We start from the raw sequence: 16,806 nt of genomic DNA on the forward strand, positions 1-16,806 counted from the left end.
ACGTTCAGGCATGCGCGGGATGCGCGGGTTCGCGCGCGGCGGCCGGCCGATGCTGCGCGCCGGTGTGCCACGCAGGCAGGCGCGCGCCCGCGCCGAACAGTTTCTCGCGCAGCGTCGGCGCGGGATCGTAGTCTTCCTTGTAGACGCCGCGGTTCTGCAGCTCGGGCACGACCCAGTCGACGAAATCCTCGAACGACTCGGGCATCACGGTGCGCGTCAGGTTGAAGCCGTCGATGCCGGTCTCGTCGATCCACGACTGCAGTTCGTCCGCGACCTGCGACGGCGAACCGACGATCGGCGCATAACGTCCGCCGAGCGACATCTGTTCGAGCATCCGGCGCACGGTCCACGTGCCGGTCGTGCTCTTGCGCGAGATCGCGTCGACGGCCGACTGGATCGAATCGGTCTTCACGTACGAGATCGGTTCGTCGAGACCGTACTTCGCGAAGTCGATGCCGGTCGAGCTCGCGAAATGCGCGAGGCCGGCTTCGGGGCTCGCGTAGCGCCGGTATTCGTCGAATTTCTCGCGCGCGAGCCGCTCGGTCTCGGCCGTCACGACGCTCACGCCCGCGAAGATCCGGATCGACGCCGGATCGCGGCCCTGCCGCGCGGCGGCCGCGCGGATGTCGAGCGCCGCCGCTCGCGCGGCGGCCTTGCTCTGCCCGTTCACGAACACGCATTCCGCGTGCCGGCCCGCGAACTCGACGCCGCGCGCGGACGAACCGGCCTGATACAGCACCGGCGTGCGCTGCAGCGACGGCTCGCTCAGGTGGATCGCGTCGACCGAATAGAACGGCCCGTCGTGCTTCACGCGCCGCACCTTGCCCGGCTGCGCGAACACGCGTGCCTGTGCATCGCGGATCACCGCGTCGTCGTCCCAGCTCTGTTCCCACAGCTTGTAGACGACGTCCATGTAGTCGTCCGCGCGCTCGTAGCGGTCGTCGTGGCCGATCTGCTGCGCGAGGCCCATCCCGCGCGCGGCGCTGTCGAGATAGCCGGTGACGATGTTCCAGCCGACGCGCCCCTTCGTCAGGTGATCGAGCGTCGACATGCGGCGCGCGAACAGGTACGGCGGCTCGTAGGTCAGGTTCGCGGTCACGCCGAAGCCGAGATGCCGCGTGACCTGCGCCATCGCAGGCACGAGCAGCAGCGGATCGTTGACGGGCACCTGCACCGATTCGCGCAGCGCTGCGTCGGGGCCGCCGCCGAACACGTCGTACACGCCGACGATGTCCGCGAGAAAGATCCCGTCGAACTTGCCGCGTTCGAGCGTCTTCGCGAGATCGGCCCAGTAGTCGAGATCGGTGTAGTGCGCGGAGCGGTCGCGCGGATGCGTCCACAACCCGTGATTGATGTGCCCGACGCAGTTCATGTTGAATGCGTTGAGCAGGATCTTCCGGTTCGCCGTCGTCATGTCAGCCTCCGTCACCACGCGATCGCGTACAGCGAGCCGAACGCGTTGTCGAGCGCCTTGCGCACCGCCGGCGAGTGCTGGTAGATCGCGATGAACTTGCGGATGCGCGGGTCGTTCACGCTGTCGGGCCGCACGACCCACTGGATCGCGAAGATCTTGTTCTCGGTGCCGTCGAACAGCAGCGCGCTGTTCGGGTCGGTCGTGCCGGCGAGCTTGATGAAGCTCGGATAGCCCTGCGCAAGATCGACGTCGTCGAGCGAACGCGCGAGCTGCGACGCTTCGAGCGGAATGATCTTCAGGTGCTTCGGGTTGGACACGATGTCGTGCGTCGTCGCGCGGTAATCGGCGCCCGGCTTCAGCGTGATCAGCCCCGCACGCTGCAGCAGCAACAGCCCGCGCCCGCCGTTCACCGGATCGTTCGCGATCGCGACGCGCGCGCCGTCCTTCAGCTCGGCAAAGCTTTTCACCTTCTTCGAATAGAGGCCGATCTTCATGATCGTGCCGGGCGCGATCGACACGAAGTTGTAGCCGCCCTGCTTGTTCGCGTTCTCGAGAAACGGGATGTGCTGGAAGTAGTTGACGTCGATGTCCTTGTTCGCGAGCGCCGCGTTCGGCGTATTCCAGTCGGTGAACTCGACGATCTTCACGTCGAGCCCCTGCGCCTTCGCCTCCTTCGCGGCGATCTTCAGCGCTTCGATCTGCGGGCTGGTCGAGATGCCGACCTTCAGCGGCGCGGTGTCGGCGCGCGCGCCGTTCAGCAGCCCGACGCCGAACAACCCGGCGAGCAGCGCGGCCGCGAGCAGGCGGGCCGGCCGCGCGAAGCGGCCGGAGGAAAAGCGGGCGGAAAAAACGGCATGCAGCATGGGAACCACTCTCCTGTCCAAAGACGGTATCGATGGATGAGCGACACCGCGGCGAACGCGCGGGCGTTCTCCGGACGGTCGTCGTCGCATCGGAAAAGGATCAGCCGATGATAGAGAGCGGCGGGGGGGCGGTCTACGAAGCGATTGTGCGAAGAAAATCGCGCGCGGCGATATGGCGGGCGATCGGGCGCGGCCAGGTGCCTGGCCGGCCATCCGGCCGAAATCTCGGCCTGCCCGCCGCGCGAATTCCGAAATCTCGGAACGGCCTTCGCGCCGCCCTTTCCGCAGACGATACAAATCCCTTATGAATCAATGATCTGCAAACAAGCCGACAGGCCGGCGCCTTGGCACGGAGGTTGCGTAATAGTCGGCACACGATGCCGCGAAGCTATGCAGGCATTCCAACATCAGGAGACACGTCTTGCAGACCTCTATCCATACCCCGTCCCATCCCGAGCCGATTGCCGAAGCCGGCCCCGCCACGCGTGCACGCTTCTGGCCGGAAGGCTGGTGGAAGCTGATGGAAATCCGCATCGGCATCATCCCGCTGCCGGTCTACGTGATCCTGTTCGGGCTGATCGTCGGCTTCGCGGTGACGGGCAAGGTGCCCGGCGAGATCTCGATGGCGATCGCCGTGCTCGCGTTCTTCGGCTTCACGTGCGCCGAACTCGGCAAGCGCCTGCCGCTGCTGCGCAACATCGGCGCGGCCGCGATCTTCGCGACCTTCGTGCCGTCGGCGCTCACGTACTACCACCTGCTGCCGAAGCCGGTGCTGAACCTGACCGTCGAATTCACGAAGTCGACCAACTTCCTGTACCTGTTCATCGCGTCGATCATCGTCGGCAGCATCCTGAGCATGGACCGCCGCGTGCTGATCCAGGGCTTCGCGAAGATCTTCGTCCCGCTCGCGGCCGGCTCGGTCGCCGCGGCGATCGTCGGCACGGCGGTGGGCACCGCGCTCGGCCTCGGCGCGCGCCACACGCTGCTGTACATCGTCGTGCCGATCATGGCCGGCGGCGTCGGCGAAGGCGCGATTCCGCTGTCGATCGGCTATTCGGAACTGATGCACCTGCCGCAAGGCGAGATGTTCGCGATGGTGCTGCCGCCGGTGATGCTCGGCAGCCTGACCGCGATCATCCTGTCGGGCGCGCTCGACATGCTCGGCAAGCGCCTGCCGCACCTGACCGGCAACGGCCGCCTGCAGGTCGGCGAAAGCGGCGACATGACGCCGGAAAACGAAGAAATCCGCGGCCACGTCGACGTCACGCACATCGCGGGCGCCGGCATCACGGCGATCACGCTATACCTCGTCGGCCTGATGGCGCACAAGCTGTTCGGCCTGCCCGCGCCGGTCGCGATGCTGTTCCTCGCGGTGCTCGTGAAGCTCGCGCGCGCGGTGTCGCCGCCGCTGCAGGAGGGCGCGTTCGTCGTCTACAAGTTCTTCTCGACCGCCGTCACGTATCCGCTGCTGTTCGCGATCGGCGTCGCGATGACGCCGTGGGACAAGCTGACCGCCGCGTTCACGATCGTCAACGTCGTGACCATCGTGTCGACCGTCGCGACGCTGATGGGCACCGGTTTCGTGGTCGGCCGCCTGATGAAGATGTACCCTATCGACACCGCAATCGTGAACGCGTGCCATAGTGGGCAAGGCGGCACCGGCGACGTCGCGATCCTGACCGCCGCGAACCGGATGCAGCTGATGCCGTTCGCGCAGATCGCGACGCGCATCGGCGGCGCGATCGTCGTCACGGTGACCCTGATCCTGGTCGCGCACTTCGGGTGATGCGCCGCCGCGCGCCCCGTCGCGCCGGCTGTTTCGCACGCGCCGCCGCCGGCCTTGCCGGCGCGCGGCGCGCGTCGTTCAGGACGGCCGGTTGCGGACGGCCGGTTGCGGACGGCCGGTTGCGGACGACCGGTTGCGGACGGCCGGTTGCGGACGACCGGTTGCGGGCTTCGATGAGGGCGAACGTGCAGAAAAGCTTCAAGGGAATCCCGTGGTGGGGCTGGGCGTCGGCCGCCGTGCTGTATGTCGGCGTGGCCGGTGCGGCCGTCGATTTCGCGTGGGAACGCGCGATCGACGCGCTCGAGGAAACCGGCGCGCACCGGCTCGACCTGTATGCATCGAGCCTGAAGAGCGAGCTTGGCCGCTTCGAGATCCTGCCCGGGCTGGTCGCGCGGCAGGACGGCGTACGCGCGATGCTGAAGGCCGCGCCGCACGACGCGCCCGACCTCGTGCACAAGGTGAACACGTACCTCGAAGCCGTGAACCGCGACGCGGGCAGCGGCGCCGTCGACGTGATCGACCTGCAGGGCGAAGTGATCGCCGCCAGCAACTGGAACGAGACGATCAGCTTCGTCGGCACCAACGTGTCGTACCGGCCGTACTTCAAGGACGCGCTCGCGCGCGGCAGCGGCCGCTTCTTCGGCATCGGCACCAACACGGGCGTGCCGGGCGTCTACTTCGCCAGCGCGGTGCGCGACGACGGCGTGCCGATCGGCGTGGCCGCCGTGAAGATCAGCGTCGATTCGCTCGAATCGGCATGGCGCGCGCCGGGCGTCGCAGCGATGGTCGTCGACAGCAACGGCGTGGTCGTGATCTCGACCGAACCCGCCTGGAAATTCACCGCGCTGCGCCCGATCACCGCGCAGCAGCAGCACGACATCCAGGCGTCGCGCCAATACGCTGGCCGTACCGTCGACGCGCTGCCGTACCGCCGCATCGGCGATCGCAGCACGGCCGCGTGGCTCGGCGCGTTCCCCGATCCGCGCCGCGCCGGCCGCAGCACGCGCTATCTGGTGATGTCGCGGCCCGCGCCGCAGGCCGGCGATTCGCTGATGGTGCTGCTCGACATCGCGGGCGCGCGGCGCCAGCAGCAGACGGCGTTCGTGTTCGTCACGGGCGCGTTCCTGATCGCCGCGCTGCTGGCCGGCTACGCGATCCAGCGCCGCCGGGCGATCGTCGCGCGGCTGAACGCGCAGGATGCGCTGCGCCGCGCGAACGACCGGCTCGAACTGACCGTCGCGCAGCGCACGGCCGCGCTGACGGCCGCGAACGAGCGGATGCAGCGCGAGATCGACGAGCGCGAGCGCACCGAGCAGCGGCTGCGCGATTCGCAGCAGGAAGTCGTGCACGCGGGCAAGCTCGCGGTGCTCGGGCAGATGGCCGCCGGCCTCACGCACGAGCTGAACCAGCCGCTCGTCGCGATCCGCACGCTGTGCGACAACGCGCGCACGTTCTTCGCGCGCGGCCAGCCGGCGCAGGCGGATGCCAATCTCGAACGGATCGGCAAGCTCGTCGACAGCATGGCGGTGCTCACCGGCGAGCTGAAAACCTTCGCGCGCAAGCCCGACGTCGAGCGCGTCGCGGTGTCGCTGAACGAGGCCGTTGCGCATGCGCGGCTCATCTACGATGCGCGGATTCGCGACGAAGGCGTGCGGCTCGACGTGAACATCGCGCCCGGCACGGCGGTGTCGGCCGAATCGAGCCAGTTGCAGCAGGTGATCGTGAACCTGCTCGGCAACGCGCTCGACGCGGTGCACGACGCGCCCGTGCGCCGCATCGTCATCGAAGCGGCCGAAGCGGACGAAGCCGGCCGCGTGCGCTTCACGATCGCCGACAGCGGCGCCGGCATCGCGCCCGACGTGCTGCCGCACCTGTTCGAGCCGTTCGTCACGACCAAGCCGCGCGGCCAGGGCCTCGGGCTCGGCCTCGCGATCACGTCGCGCATCGTCGAGGCGTTCGGCGCGAAGATCGCCGCGACGAACCGCGACGAAGGCGGCGCGCAGTTCAGTATCGAATTCGCGGCGGCGACGCTGCAAAGGACAGAGCATGGAAGATGAGATTCGGGTGCTGGTCGTCGAGGACGATGAAAACGTCCGGATCGGCGTCGAGCAGGCCGTCGCGCTTGCCGGGTTCCCGGTCGACGCGTTCGCGTCGGCCGCCGACGCGCTCGCGCACGTCGCACCCGGCGCGCCGGTGGTGATCGTGTCGGACGTGCGGATGCCGGGCATCGACGGGCTGCAGCTGCTCGACCGCGTGACGGCTGTCGATGCGCAGATCCCGGTCGTGCTGATCAGCGGCCACGCGGACATCTCGACGGCCGTCGGCGCGATGCAGGTCGGTGCATACGACTTCATCGAGAAGCCGTTCTCGTCGGACCTGATCGCCGGCCGGGTCGCGCGCGCGGTCGAGAAGCGCCGCCTGACGCTCGAGGTGCAGGGGCTGCGCGCGGCGCTCAACAACTGGCAGGGCATCGAGGCGTACGTGCTCGGCAAGTCGCCTGCGATGGCCGACGTGCGCAAGAAGATCCTGCGCCTCGCCGATACGTCGGTGTCGGTGCTGATCACCGGAGAAACGGGCACCGGCAAGGAACTGATCGCGCGCAGCCTGCACGACTTCGGCGGCCGGCGCGATGCGCATTTCGTCGCGCTGAACTGCGGCGGCCTGCCCGAGCAGATCTTCGAGAGCGAACTGTTCGGCCACGAGGCCGGCGCGTTCACCGGTGCGATCAAGAAGCGCATCGGCAAGATCGAATGGGCGCACGGCGGCACGCTGTTCCTCGACGAGATCGAGACGATGCCGATTCCGCTGCAGATCAAGATGCTGCGCGTGCTGCAGGAGCGCGTGGTCGAGCGGCTCGGCGCGAACGAACTGATTCCGGTCGACTGCCGCGTGGTTGCCGCATCGAAGGCCGATCTCGCCGAACTCGCGGCCGACGGGCGCTTTCGTGCGGACCTGCTGTATCGCCTCAATGTTGCGCAGATCGAACTGCCGCCGCTGCGCGAGCGGCGCGAGGACGTGCCGCTGCTGTTCGAGCATTTCGTGCTCGCGGCCGCACGGCGCTTCGGGCAGCCGGCGCCGGTCGTCACGGCTGCGCAGGTGTCCGAACTGATGACGCACGCATGGCCCGGCAACGTGCGCGAGCTTCAGAACGTGGCCGACCGCTTCGTGCTCGGGCTGACCGGCGACAGCCTGCTGTCGTCGGCCGGCGCGCCTGCCGTCGGCGGCACGCTCGCGGAACAGCTCGCGTATTTCGAGCGGATGCTGATCGAGGACATGCTGCAGCGTCACCACGGCAACGTTGCGGATGCGAGCGTCGCGCTCGGCATGCCGAAGAAGACGCTCTATCACAAGCTGCGCAACCTGCGGATTCCCGCGCGCGGCGACGCGGCGGCCGACGGCGGCGAATGACGCGAAAGGATACGCACGGCATGGATCGCATCGACATCACCGCACGCGGCCGCATCGACGGCCACCTGATCCGCGGTGTCACTCGCGCACACAAGACGTTCCGCCCGAGCGACTGGCCCGAACGGCTCGCGGGCGTCATCACGCTGTTCGTCGGCGAGCGGCGGCCCGGCTGTCCGTGCGCGCTGTCGCGACTCGCGATGCCGGTCGTCGACGGCGGCGTCAAATGCCTGTTCGTGTCGGACGAATTGCGCGACGTATGCACCGACGCGTTCGACTTCGCGATGCAGTTCGCCGCCGACAACGATCTTCCCGTCGAGCTTCAGACCGCGCCGGCGTTGGTGGTGCGCTAGAAATTCCGCCGGCGTCTCCATCCAGCTTGCCCGCCGGTATTAGTTGAATGGCGATGGTTTCGGCACAGCCCGGTAGATCGTCGAGCACGCCTTCATCTGGCTGCACCACATCGGACGACCGCACCCGGCTCGGATGTATGGCGCCCCTCTGAAGCGCTCATGAAAAACCCCGCTCGCGTTATCTGCAAAAAAAACTCCGAAGGGTCGGATCATGTTTTGACTTTTTAGAAGTTTAGAGTCGGATGTCTGATCAGGATAAATATCTCAATAAATCCCAATAATTCTGACAGGCTATCAAGCACCAAAATCAATAACCATCGGCAGATAAACTCATCCAGCACACTTCGCGCATGGAATGTCTTTTGAATTTAATTTTCTTACAAAAGCTTGACATTCACATTTCATTTGGTGCACTCTCACATGGCGGGCAACCTCTCAATGAAAAACGAGGATGTGCGCACCACGTTGCATAAATTTCGTTTCGTTAAAAAGGAGCATCAATATGACAATTTCCTTGAAAAACATAACGAGAAGTAAAGAGTTGACCGCTGCTGAAATCGAGCCGGTCGTAGCCAACGTCAAATACGCCCAGCGTAATGACGTCGAAATCGAGCCAGTCGTGGCCAACGTCAAATACGCCCAGCGTAACGACGTCGAAATCGAGCCGGTCGTGGCCAACGTCAAATACGCTCAACGTAACGACGAGGAAGTCTCGGCTGTCGCAGAAGCTGCATGAAACCCGCAGTAATACGCATACACCGCTGAATCCGCTCCGTGGGCAAGGGCTTTGGCCTCTTGCTCACCTGCCCATGTTTCGCCGAATGGAGAGTCGAATATGGTCGCGTTGTTGTCGCCGAAATTTGTGAATGAATTATGGGGGAAGCAAGCGGCGGAGCTCACCATATCGCAGATCCCATTCAACGATAAAGATGTGCTGGATGCACTCAAGGAATATTCTACTTGCACGAACGACATTCGATCTCGCAACGCTCATTCTGAAGCCATAACCGCCTTCAATGGAAAGCGCACTCCAGAGCCGCGCCCTGACTTTCTCGTGCTTCCGACCGACACTACGTTTGACGGTTATGTATCGAGAATCGCGCGTCTTGCCGGCGACGACGAATGGACGGTCATGTACTATGGACTTCACGCGGCAAGCCCTGTCATTTGGGACGTCGCAAAGTCCTTCTCAGACCAGCTTGCCTCATCGATAGGCTATCGTCCAGGTGGCCGCGTCGATATTGATTGCTTTATTGGACGATATTCATCCACTTATATCGGAATTCATGCCGATCACGCGCATAATTTCGGATTCACCCTGCGCGACGGGAAAACGATGTTCACCTGGCCTGGAAGCAGGTCGGATCTCGCTGGAATACGATTTCCCGATTACGAACCATTCAAGCCCGAGAGCACTCCGCTCGAGAACAAAACGAATCGAGTAACCTATTTCCCCGAGAACTGGTTGCACGTTGCCGAAACACGATCCGACGTATCGGCAAACGTGAATATCGCTTTTTGGGAAACCGGCAGCGATACGCAGCAAAACGCAAACTACGTGAAGGGCCAGCTTCCGGTGCCCACTCGTACACGCCATGACGTGCGCTCCTCCGGCATCGTAAGCCTCAATCCCGATGACGAGCTGCTGCTTTCGTCCTTGCAGGCCTTGCTCGCCGGTGCATCTCTGAAAAGACGAATGATGATTTCCCAACTCATCTCGGATACCAGTAGCCGCTTGAATGCCGGTCGTCCGATCGTCGAAGTCGATGAACTGGACGACGTCATCTCCCTCAACGCCATCAGCACGCTGCAGTGGATGCCGGTATTGCAGGATGGCGAGATCCTGGTCGCGGCCAATGGCCACTGCAGCAGCTTCCGATACAGTCGCGTAATGCACGACTTTCTGAATCGCTTGTCCACCGGTCAACACGTGAACATTGCGGATATGTCACGCAAGCAAGACCCATCGCTGAATGATGACCTCCTGAGAGTCACCGCTTCGCTGGCGCAATGGGGTGCGCTTTGATGGGGCTCAGAGGTCGATGGGCACTCGTTTTTATCTGTATCTGCCTGTCGTTTGGCAGCTTCGCTGATGAAGCGGCTCAAGTGACCTTTGCCCTGAGACTGGCCGATCACACTTCCTCCGTATCGATGTTGCTCGCCGCGGGTCTCATCGGAGGCATTCTTTCCGGTCCGATCGCTCCGGTGATCCTCGAGCGAAGCGGGCCTCGCCAAACGATTCCTGCGATATTCGTCCTTCAGTCGCTTCTGATCGCGATCGCGTCCCTGGCCAATCAGTTCTGGGGCTACGTCGCCGTGTCAATGGCGCTCGGATCCACCGGGTCCCTGCTGTGGGCGGCAATCATGGTCGCCATTCCGACCTACGCAAGAGACGAACGATACATCGATCGCATCAACCGGATTACGCAATCGATGCGAAACATGGGTTACGTCGGTGGCCCGGCTCTCGGCGGATTGCTATACGGCATGGCCGAGCGTTCGCGGGGCTTGCTGCTGCTGGCGTTGTTGGTATTGGTCGCTGCGCCCGTCACCGCGCTCTGTTTCAATGCGCTGGATTCCTTCGTTCAAAAATCCGGCCAGTTGCCCAAGCAAGACAAGCAAAAGGGCCGGCTGGACCTGCCGGGCCTCTTTCGCACCGCCGGCGTGACCCGCGCGGTCGCCCCGTTGTGGGTGACTGTCGTGCTGACCTCCACGCTCAACGTTCTGTTGATATTTCGCATTCGCACCGATCTGCAGTTCAGTGCCGAAATATACGGATTGGTTGTCAGCGCGTTGAGTGTGGGGCTCATCGTCGGTCCCGTTGCTTGTTCCGGAGTGCTGGCGAGGTTCGGCGATGCAGCTGGCGCGTCCATTGCCGCTGGCGTCATCGGCTTCGGCATCTTGTGGCTCGCCTTGAGCGACACCGCGTGGATCATCATGTGCGCGACGTTTGTGATCGGCTTGGCCAATGGCATCCAAAACGCGCTCACGTCGAGTTTCATGATGAAGGCGATCCCTCCAAAGCAGCGGGTCAACCTGATGCCGGCCTATATATTTTGCATCCAGACTTCGGTATTTCTCGGTTTCATGAGCGCCGGCATGATCAGTACCGCGCATGTGAGCATGGCCCTCGTAGCAGTTGGAGTCGCAACGGCAATCACCGGCGCATGCGGCTTCGCGTTGAATGTCAGAAACCGACCCGGCATGATGACAAAAGGAGCTTGATGATGGATGCCATAGGACGCTTCGGATCAAAGCCAAGCGATACGAAATCGATCAACCTGCAAGCCCCGTTGGATCGCATCGTGTCATCGGGCGTGGCGGATCTCCGAGTCAGCCATTACTACTTCGACGAACCACTGTTCGACGAGTATGAATCGACAACAGTCCGCGCGACATGGGATTTCGCCGCCGCAGAATCCCTCGTCCGGGATGGGTACAGCATTCTCGATCTGGGCTGTGGCGACGGCAGACTGCTCCTGCACCTCGCCGAAAAATTCTCACTGCAGGAGAGTTTTGGCATCGACATCTCCCCCATCGCCATCGATCGATTCGAAGCGTCCATCAATCGCGGCCACATTCACGCGCTTCGGGGGGACATATTCGACCTTCCGACATCGATCACGCAACGCCGATTCGACGTCGTCACCTTCGGCGATGCAACCGTCAATTTCATTCTGGACGACAACAAGCTCGAAGCGTTGCTCTGTAGCGCGAAGGCGCAGCTGCGCGACTCCGAGTCGCGGATCATGGTCGCCGTCTTCGGCGACGGTACACCCGAGCGTCTTGCGTTCATGGACAAGCGCTGCACGGTTGTGCCATTTCGGCGCAGCAACGGCGAAGCCGCGCTCATCTGGTGGGCCTACAAATACGACAGTGACAAGCTGATCATGCATCGATCGGTCTTCGCGCAATCAGGACGGAACGAAAGCGGAGATATCGAAGGCGTGGTATGCGATCTTCGAGACCGGATGTGGACCCCCTCGACACTCGCTCCCATTGTGAAGGCAAGCGGCCTCACGATCGAGAAAGTCGTCGCATCCGAAGTGCAGGACGGCGCCGCCGTGGGCATGGCGACGGCAATTGTCATATTGAAATCGGCCTGAACCACCATGAGAACAGATCCGATTCGACCGAACTTCTATCGAGGCACGGGGGGATATGCGTGGCAGCTCGCCGAATATCTCCAGGGCGGCCACGCCCACGCCGACAGCAACTACACCCTCGGCAAATCAATGCCGCCGGAGTTACGGAACCCGCTTGCAACCTATCCGGAGTCCCTGCCGCCGGACTCGTCGGTCAGGTGGGCCAGGTCGGTGCGCATTACTCGCAGTGCGCCTCGACTTGTCGGCGCGCGAGGAATTCGATCGTCGCTTGTCGTGGTCGAAAGCGCGCAGGCGTTTGGAGGATTTCGCGATGAAGACGTTCAGGCGCTCGTCGAAGGAACGACGGTGAAGGCGTTGCCGCGTCTGGAGATCAATGGCGTGCCGCACAAAACCGGCACGCTGCTGATTGCGCTATATCGACACGGGTTCATCGAGACCGACCAGATATTTCCGGCATCGCCTCCGCTCCGCTATCTGATCGAGCCCACCTGTATCGTCTCCGACGCTCCGGGAATTGGACGCGTCGCCATCAACCAGCTCAACGGCCGAACCATCCGATTGAGCGAAGCGTCTCGACGTATCTTCTCACTGGACACGCTCTCGGAAGAGATAACGGAAACGCTGCCCCCCACCGTCGTGCATTTTGCGAAAGCCGGCATGTTGAGATTGATCTCCGGAGGAAACGCCCGTGCAACTGATTAGACCCGGAATGGGTACGGAGAATAGCGCTGCATTGATCTCCGCGCTCATCCGCATGGCCCGCCCCGTTACAGTCGTCGAGATCGGCGCCGGCGACAGCACGGTTTTCATCGCGAAGGCGCTCCAGCAGGCTCGGCAGGATTGGCTGCACGACAAGAATCTACTGGATAGCTCAGCATGGCAGGAGCGCAGCGCGCTTCTTGATCCGACAGGAATCCCCGATGTCTATCAACCCAGGCTGATCACCATCGACGACTTTACCGCGGAAGGCTCCTCGGCCGAAGAAGCGTGGGCTGTATTGAAGAATCATGATATCGACGAGCACCTCGTCACATTCGTCAAAAGCAACTTCTACGCACTCGATGAAGCCACCATCGCGTCATGGGGACCAGTCGATATCGCGTGGATCGATGCGGGCACACCCGCCGACGACGTCCGTTTCGTCGCGACACTGTGGGACCACATCGCGCCCGGCGGATACTTGTGCCTTCACGAGCCGACCATGTTGACCACCGTCAACATGGAGGGAACACAACGTGTTCGCAGAGTCAGAACGCCGATCTGGGAGGAGCTGTTTCGCAGGCAGGACAATTCATTCGAACTCGTCACGCTGCCGGAATTGCACAAATACCGCCAGAGCGGCCTGGGTATCCTCCGAAAGCGCCAACAAAGTGAACGTGTGCTCCGTTCGCAACCGCTGCAGTCCGAACTCGTCGCCTTGGGAGAGATTCCGATTCGCAGCGATTATTTGCCGATTGGCGAGGATGCATTGAAACTGCGTCTTCGCAAGGACGCCATCCTTGCCGCGATGACGTCGAGCGAAGCGCGCTCCGTTTACGCTGCGATCGTCCTCGGCAACAATCGTGTTGCCGATATCGAGGAAAAAGTGGGCCTCGATGCGAAGGTCGTCGGCAAAATCCTGACCCGATTGCTGAGCATCGGTCTCATTCAGCGCGACCAGAATGGGTTTTCGGATGTCGGTACGATATGGGGAGAGATGGTCGATCGCCAGCATCGCAACGCGGAAGATCTGAGCGATCGACAGCTGGAAACAGATATCTCCATCGAGAAGATCGCAACGGCTTTCGCGCCGGATACGCGTTACACCGAATCGGAGATATCCAAAATCTGTCAATTGTTCACAGCCGATTACGCCCGACTGAGGCGCTACCTGGTCGATCGCGGTGTCCTGCGACGTCAAGATAACGTATATCAACGGGTTCTATCGCAATAGCAAGCACTCACCCGATGGATGTCGAATCTGTCGCCGGTAGATGCGGCGTGGCCACGATCGGCCCGTACCAAAACTGGCGTTAGCCGCGGCCGCCCTGCTTGTCACGATGGTCGCCTCTTGAAGGCGCAGGCAATCGTTGCGGCTCTCTCTCGCCCTCTCCTTCCGCGGCGCGATGCGCATCCCCACAAGACGCCGCATGCTGCCTCCAGCTGCACTCTTAATCATCTGATGATTTGATGCGCTGGCGCACCTTCCCCCTGCGACAAGGGTTTTCAGCCGAACCATCAATAAAATTGATCGTGACGATGAAAATTATGCGTTTTCCTTGCAGCTTGCCGTGAGGCATAGTTGCGACGTGATGACGCACCCATTGAGTTTTCAGTCATGAACATGCGAATCGAGCCGTCGGTGCTCGCGAACCCGGACCTGCAATTTGCGACGCTTTCGTCGGGCATCAGCCTGCCGTATGTCGAGCGGGGGAGCGGCGCGCCGATGGTGTTCGTGCACGGATCGTTGTGCGACTACCGTTACTGGGAGCCGCAACTCGCGTCGCTGTCGGCCAACTACCGCTGCATCGCGCCAAGCCTGAGCCACTACTGGCCGGCCGTCGAAGCGGGCATTCAGGACGAGTTCAGCTGGCAGAACCACGTCGACGAACTCGCCGAATTCATCGACGCACTCGATCTCGGCCCCGTGCATCTCGTCGGCCACTCGCGAGGCGGCAGCGTCGCGTTCAACGTCGCCCGCCAGCATCCGCAACTCGTCGACACGCTGACGCTCGCCGATCCGGGCGGCCCGCTGCAACAGCCGGGCGTGCGCGAAGCCGCGCTGCCGGCCGCCGCGATCGCACTGCGCACGAAGGCCGTGAACCTGATCGGCGAAGGCGAAGTGGAAGCCGGCCTCGAGATGTTCGTCGATTCGGTGAGCCTGCCCGGCGCATGGAAGAAGAGCACGTCGCGCTTTCGCACGATGGCGATCGACAACGCGAGCACGCTGCCGAAGCAGCTTCAGGATCCGCTGCCCGCGTATTCGCAGCACTCGGCGTCGGACATCGCGTGCCGTACGCTGCTGATCGACGGCCAGCGCAGCCCGAAGATGTTCCGCAACAACGTCGACACGCTGTCGCAGTGGATCGGCGATGCGCAACGGCAGACCGTCGCCGGTGCGTCGCACGGAATGAACGCGGCGAGCCCCGCGGTGTTCAACCGTTACGTGCACGAGTTCGTCGCCGCGTAACGCTCGCGGGCGGCATTCGCGCCGCCCGTTGCTTACTCCCCTTTCTCATTCCAAGCGCTGCGATGCGGACTGCCTGCATCGCAGCGCTTCGTCCGCATGCGCGTTCGCGTCACATGATCGGTTCGGGCTTGCGCGTCACCGCATCCGGCAACCCGAACACGCTGTCGAACGACCAGTTGTACGCGAACGTGAAGATCGGGAAGAACACGATCAGCACCGCGTCGTACAGGAACGCCTGCACCAGCGACACGTCGAGCCACCACGCGATCAGCGGGATCAGGAACGTCACGAGCGCGACCTGAAAGCCGATCGCATGCACGACGCGCCGCGCGACGGTGCGCGTCGTTTCCGCACGCCGCCGCTCCCACGCCTCGAACCCCAGGTTGTACAGAAAATTGACGATGACGCCCGTCGTCGAGATCATCACGCCGAGCAGGCCGCTCGTCGTCGCGCTCGCGCCGCTCAGCATGCCGAGCACCGACGATGCGACGAGGATGCCGAGCACCTCGAACATCACGACGTAGACTATGCGTCTCTTCCATCCTTGCATGACCCACCACCTTCATATCGAACGAGGTGGCGAGACTACAGCGGGCACTTCGCCCGCAAAAGTCAGGTCCTTTCAATTTTTCTGACAGGAGGCAATGCATGCTGACCAGCGACCACATCGACATGCTGCTGACCGTCATCGACAAAGGATCGTTCTCGGCTGCCGCGCGCGCGCTCGGCCGCACGCCGTCGGCGGTCAGCATGGCGATCGCGAACCTCGAGGCCGAACTCGATCTCGTGCTGTTCGATCGCGGCACGCGCGAACCGACGCCAACCGCAGCGATGGCCGCGCTGCTGCCCGATGCACGCTCGATCGCCGAGCGGCTGCACGCGCTGCGCGCGCATGCGCAGCACCTGTCGGAAGGCGTCGAGGACACGCTGCGGCTCGGCCTCGCGGCGGAACTCGACGGCGCCCCCGTCGCCCGTGCACTGACGGCCGTCGCCGCGAAATATCCGGCGCTCGCGATCAGCATCGTCACGGCACCTCAGGACGCGATCGTCGACGCGCTGCATCGTGGCACCGTCGATCTGTGCGTTGCGTACGGCGGGCTCGACCTGCATCCGCAGGAACAGATCCATGCACTGTGGACCGAAACGCTCGTCGCGGTCGCCGCGCCGAGCCATCCGCTGATCGCCGAAGCCGCGCATCCTGAAGCGATCGAGCGACTGTCGGGCTTCCGGCAGATCGTGATCGCCGATCCGGAGCGGCCGCTGACCGACGTGCGGCCCGTGATCGGCAACCGCACATGGAAGGTGACCGACATGGCCACGGCGATCGCGCTCGTGACAGCCGGTCACGGCTGGGCGAACCTGCCCGCATCGATGATCGGCCGATACGTCGCGGCAGGCGAACTCGCACCGCTCGCGTTCGCGAACATCCGTAACGGGCTGCCGCTGCCTGTGTACCTGCGGCGGCCGAAGCACACGGGGCTCGGCAAGGCGGCGAGCGAACTCGTGCGCGTGCTGCGTGCTGCCGGCGAAACGACGTAACCGGTGCGGCGGCGACCGCCGCCGCACCGTCGGTCAACGCACGACCGCTTGACCGTTAGTTGCAATTGATACGCAACCACCGATGCGTCCGCCCGATATGCGGTGGTGATCGCGGAACGCACGGACGTGCAACTGGAGCAGCAGGCATAGCAGACGGCCGATAAAAGCCCA

15 protein-coding genes are annotated in these 16,806 nt (G+C 63.3%); 12 read left to right on the forward strand and 3 right to left on the reverse strand.

Translation table 11 applies throughout. From position 1 onward, the window contains the following. Positions 1–4: 4 nt before the first annotated feature. Both DM992_RS24315 and DM992_RS24320 read right to left on the reverse strand, forming a co-directional pair. Positions 5–1,414: an LLM class flavin-dependent oxidoreductase gene (locus DM992_RS24315; protein WP_111018976.1), complete on the reverse strand. Its 1,410-nt coding sequence runs from the start codon at positions 1,412–1,414 to the stop codon at positions 5–7. 11 nt (positions 1,415–1,425) lie between these two features. Continuing rightward, positions 1,426–2,277, reverse strand: coding sequence for a MetQ/NlpA family ABC transporter substrate-binding protein (locus tag DM992_RS24320; RefSeq protein ID WP_111018977.1), 852 nt, complete (start codon positions 2,275–2,277; stop codon positions 1,426–1,428). A 421-nt stretch (positions 2,278–2,698) separates the two neighbouring features. Here DM992_RS24320 and DM992_RS24330 point away from each other — a divergent pair, with 421 nt between their 5' ends. The 11 genes from DM992_RS24330 (at position 2,699) to DM992_RS24385 (ending at position 15,096) form a co-directional block, all read left to right on the forward strand. Continuing rightward, positions 2,699–4,063 carry a 2-hydroxycarboxylate transporter family protein gene (locus DM992_RS24330; protein WP_111018979.1) on the forward strand — a complete coding sequence of 455 codons (1,365 nt, stop codon included), beginning with the start codon at positions 2,699–2,701 and terminating at the stop codon, positions 4,061–4,063. A gap of 173 nt (positions 4,064–4,236) precedes the next feature. Next, on the forward strand, positions 4,237–6,120 hold the full coding sequence (locus tag DM992_RS24335; protein ID WP_111018980.1) for an ATP-binding protein: 1,884 nt from the start codon (positions 4,237–4,239) through the stop codon (positions 6,118–6,120). Beyond that, positions 6,110–7,471 (forward strand): sigma-54 dependent transcriptional regulator, encoded by a 1,362-nt coding sequence (locus DM992_RS24340; RefSeq protein WP_111018981.1) that lies wholly within the window; start codon positions 6,110–6,112, stop codon positions 7,469–7,471. The genes DM992_RS24335 and DM992_RS24340 overlap by 11 nt, the downstream gene beginning before the upstream one ends. Positions 7,472–7,491: 20 nt before the next feature. Further along, the gene (locus DM992_RS24345) at positions 7,492–7,821 is read left to right on the forward strand and encodes a DUF3579 domain-containing protein (protein WP_111020371.1); all 330 of its coding nucleotides are present in this window, start codon (positions 7,492–7,494) and stop codon (positions 7,819–7,821) included. A gap of 502 nt (positions 7,822–8,323) precedes the next feature. Continuing rightward, positions 8,324–8,557 (forward strand): hypothetical protein, encoded by a 234-nt coding sequence (locus tag DM992_RS24350; protein ID WP_060346242.1) that lies wholly within the window; start codon positions 8,324–8,326, stop codon positions 8,555–8,557. Positions 8,558–8,656: 99 nt separating this feature from the next. Beyond that, positions 8,657–9,847, forward strand: a complete 1,191-nt coding sequence (locus DM992_RS41795) for a hypothetical protein (RefSeq protein ID WP_162631724.1) — start codon at positions 8,657–8,659, stop codon at positions 9,845–9,847. Then, on the forward strand, positions 9,847–11,046 hold the full coding sequence (locus DM992_RS24365; protein WP_111018983.1) for an MFS transporter: 1,200 nt from the start codon (positions 9,847–9,849) through the stop codon (positions 11,044–11,046). Before DM992_RS41795 ends, DM992_RS24365 begins: the two co-directional genes overlap by 1 nt. Beyond that, positions 11,046–11,927 carry a class I SAM-dependent methyltransferase gene (locus tag DM992_RS24370; protein ID WP_239511435.1) on the forward strand — a complete coding sequence of 294 codons (882 nt, stop codon included), beginning with the start codon at positions 11,046–11,048 and terminating at the stop codon, positions 11,925–11,927. Before DM992_RS24365 ends, DM992_RS24370 begins: the two co-directional genes overlap by 1 nt. 6 nt (positions 11,928–11,933) lie before the next feature. After that, on the forward strand, positions 11,934–12,629 hold the full coding sequence (locus DM992_RS42860; protein ID WP_239511436.1) for a hypothetical protein: 696 nt from the start codon (positions 11,934–11,936) through the stop codon (positions 12,627–12,629). Between the two features lie 7 nt (positions 12,630–12,636). Continuing rightward, positions 12,637–13,860, forward strand: coding sequence for a DUF2087 domain-containing protein (locus tag DM992_RS24380; protein ID WP_111018985.1), 1,224 nt, complete (start codon positions 12,637–12,639; stop codon positions 13,858–13,860). A gap of 384 nt (positions 13,861–14,244) precedes the next feature. Beyond that, the gene (locus DM992_RS24385) at positions 14,245–15,096 is read left to right on the forward strand and encodes an alpha/beta hydrolase (protein ID WP_111018986.1); all 852 of its coding nucleotides are present in this window, start codon (positions 14,245–14,247) and stop codon (positions 15,094–15,096) included. A 109-nt stretch (positions 15,097–15,205) separates the two neighbouring features. Here the strand turns inward: DM992_RS24385 and DM992_RS24390 are convergent, their stop codons facing one another. Then, positions 15,206–15,646: a PACE efflux transporter gene (locus DM992_RS24390; RefSeq protein WP_059528471.1), complete on the reverse strand. Its 441-nt coding sequence runs from the start codon at positions 15,644–15,646 to the stop codon at positions 15,206–15,208. Positions 15,647–15,744: 98 nt separating this feature from the next. On the opposite strand from DM992_RS24390, the gene DM992_RS24395 reads away from it, so the two are divergent. Continuing rightward, entirely contained in the window at positions 15,745–16,635 is an 891-nt protein-coding gene (locus DM992_RS24395) for a LysR family transcriptional regulator (protein ID WP_111018987.1), read from the forward strand. Positions 16,636–16,806 lie beyond the last annotated feature (171 nt).

The sequence above is a fragment of the Burkholderia sp. JP2-270 genome (genome assembly GCF_003233675.1).
Classification (GTDB): domain Bacteria; phylum Pseudomonadota; class Gammaproteobacteria; order Burkholderiales; family Burkholderiaceae; genus Burkholderia; species Burkholderia pyrrocinia_C.

What these genes read in the sequence shown, in the direction of transcription:
- DM992_RS24315 (WP_111018976.1), bottom strand. Translation starts at nt 1,414, where the DNA reads ATGACGACGGCGAACCGGAAGATCCTGCTCAACGCATTCAACATGAAC.
- DM992_RS24320 (WP_111018977.1), bottom strand. Translation starts at nt 2,277, where the DNA reads ATGCTGCATGCCGTTTTTTCCGCCCGCTTTTCCTCCGGCCGCTTCGCG.
- DM992_RS24335 (WP_111018980.1), top strand. Translation starts at nt 4,237, where the DNA reads ATGAGGGCGAACGTGCAGAAAAGCTTCAAGGGAATCCCGTGGTGGGGC.
- DM992_RS24340 (WP_111018981.1), top strand. Translation starts at nt 6,110, where the DNA reads ATGGAAGATGAGATTCGGGTGCTGGTCGTCGAGGACGATGAAAACGTC.
- DM992_RS24345 (WP_111020371.1), top strand. Translation starts at nt 7,492, where the DNA reads ATGGATCGCATCGACATCACCGCACGCGGCCGCATCGACGGCCACCTG.
- DM992_RS24350 (WP_060346242.1), top strand. Translation starts at nt 8,324, where the DNA reads ATGACAATTTCCTTGAAAAACATAACGAGAAGTAAAGAGTTGACCGCT.
- DM992_RS41795 (WP_162631724.1), top strand. Translation starts at nt 8,657, where the DNA reads ATGGTCGCGTTGTTGTCGCCGAAATTTGTGAATGAATTATGGGGGAAG.
- DM992_RS24365 (WP_111018983.1), top strand. Translation starts at nt 9,847, where the DNA reads ATGGGGCTCAGAGGTCGATGGGCACTCGTTTTTATCTGTATCTGCCTG.
- DM992_RS24370 (WP_239511435.1), top strand. Translation starts at nt 11,046, where the DNA reads ATGATGGATGCCATAGGACGCTTCGGATCAAAGCCAAGCGATACGAAA.
- DM992_RS42860 (WP_239511436.1), top strand. Translation starts at nt 11,934, where the DNA reads ATGAGAACAGATCCGATTCGACCGAACTTCTATCGAGGCACGGGGGGA.
- DM992_RS24380 (WP_111018985.1), top strand. Translation starts at nt 12,637, where the DNA reads ATGGGTACGGAGAATAGCGCTGCATTGATCTCCGCGCTCATCCGCATG.
- DM992_RS24385 (WP_111018986.1), top strand. Translation starts at nt 14,245, where the DNA reads ATGAACATGCGAATCGAGCCGTCGGTGCTCGCGAACCCGGACCTGCAA.
- DM992_RS24390 (WP_059528471.1), bottom strand. Translation starts at nt 15,646, where the DNA reads ATGCAAGGATGGAAGAGACGCATAGTCTACGTCGTGATGTTCGAGGTG.
- DM992_RS24395 (WP_111018987.1), top strand. Translation starts at nt 15,745, where the DNA reads ATGCTGACCAGCGACCACATCGACATGCTGCTGACCGTCATCGACAAA.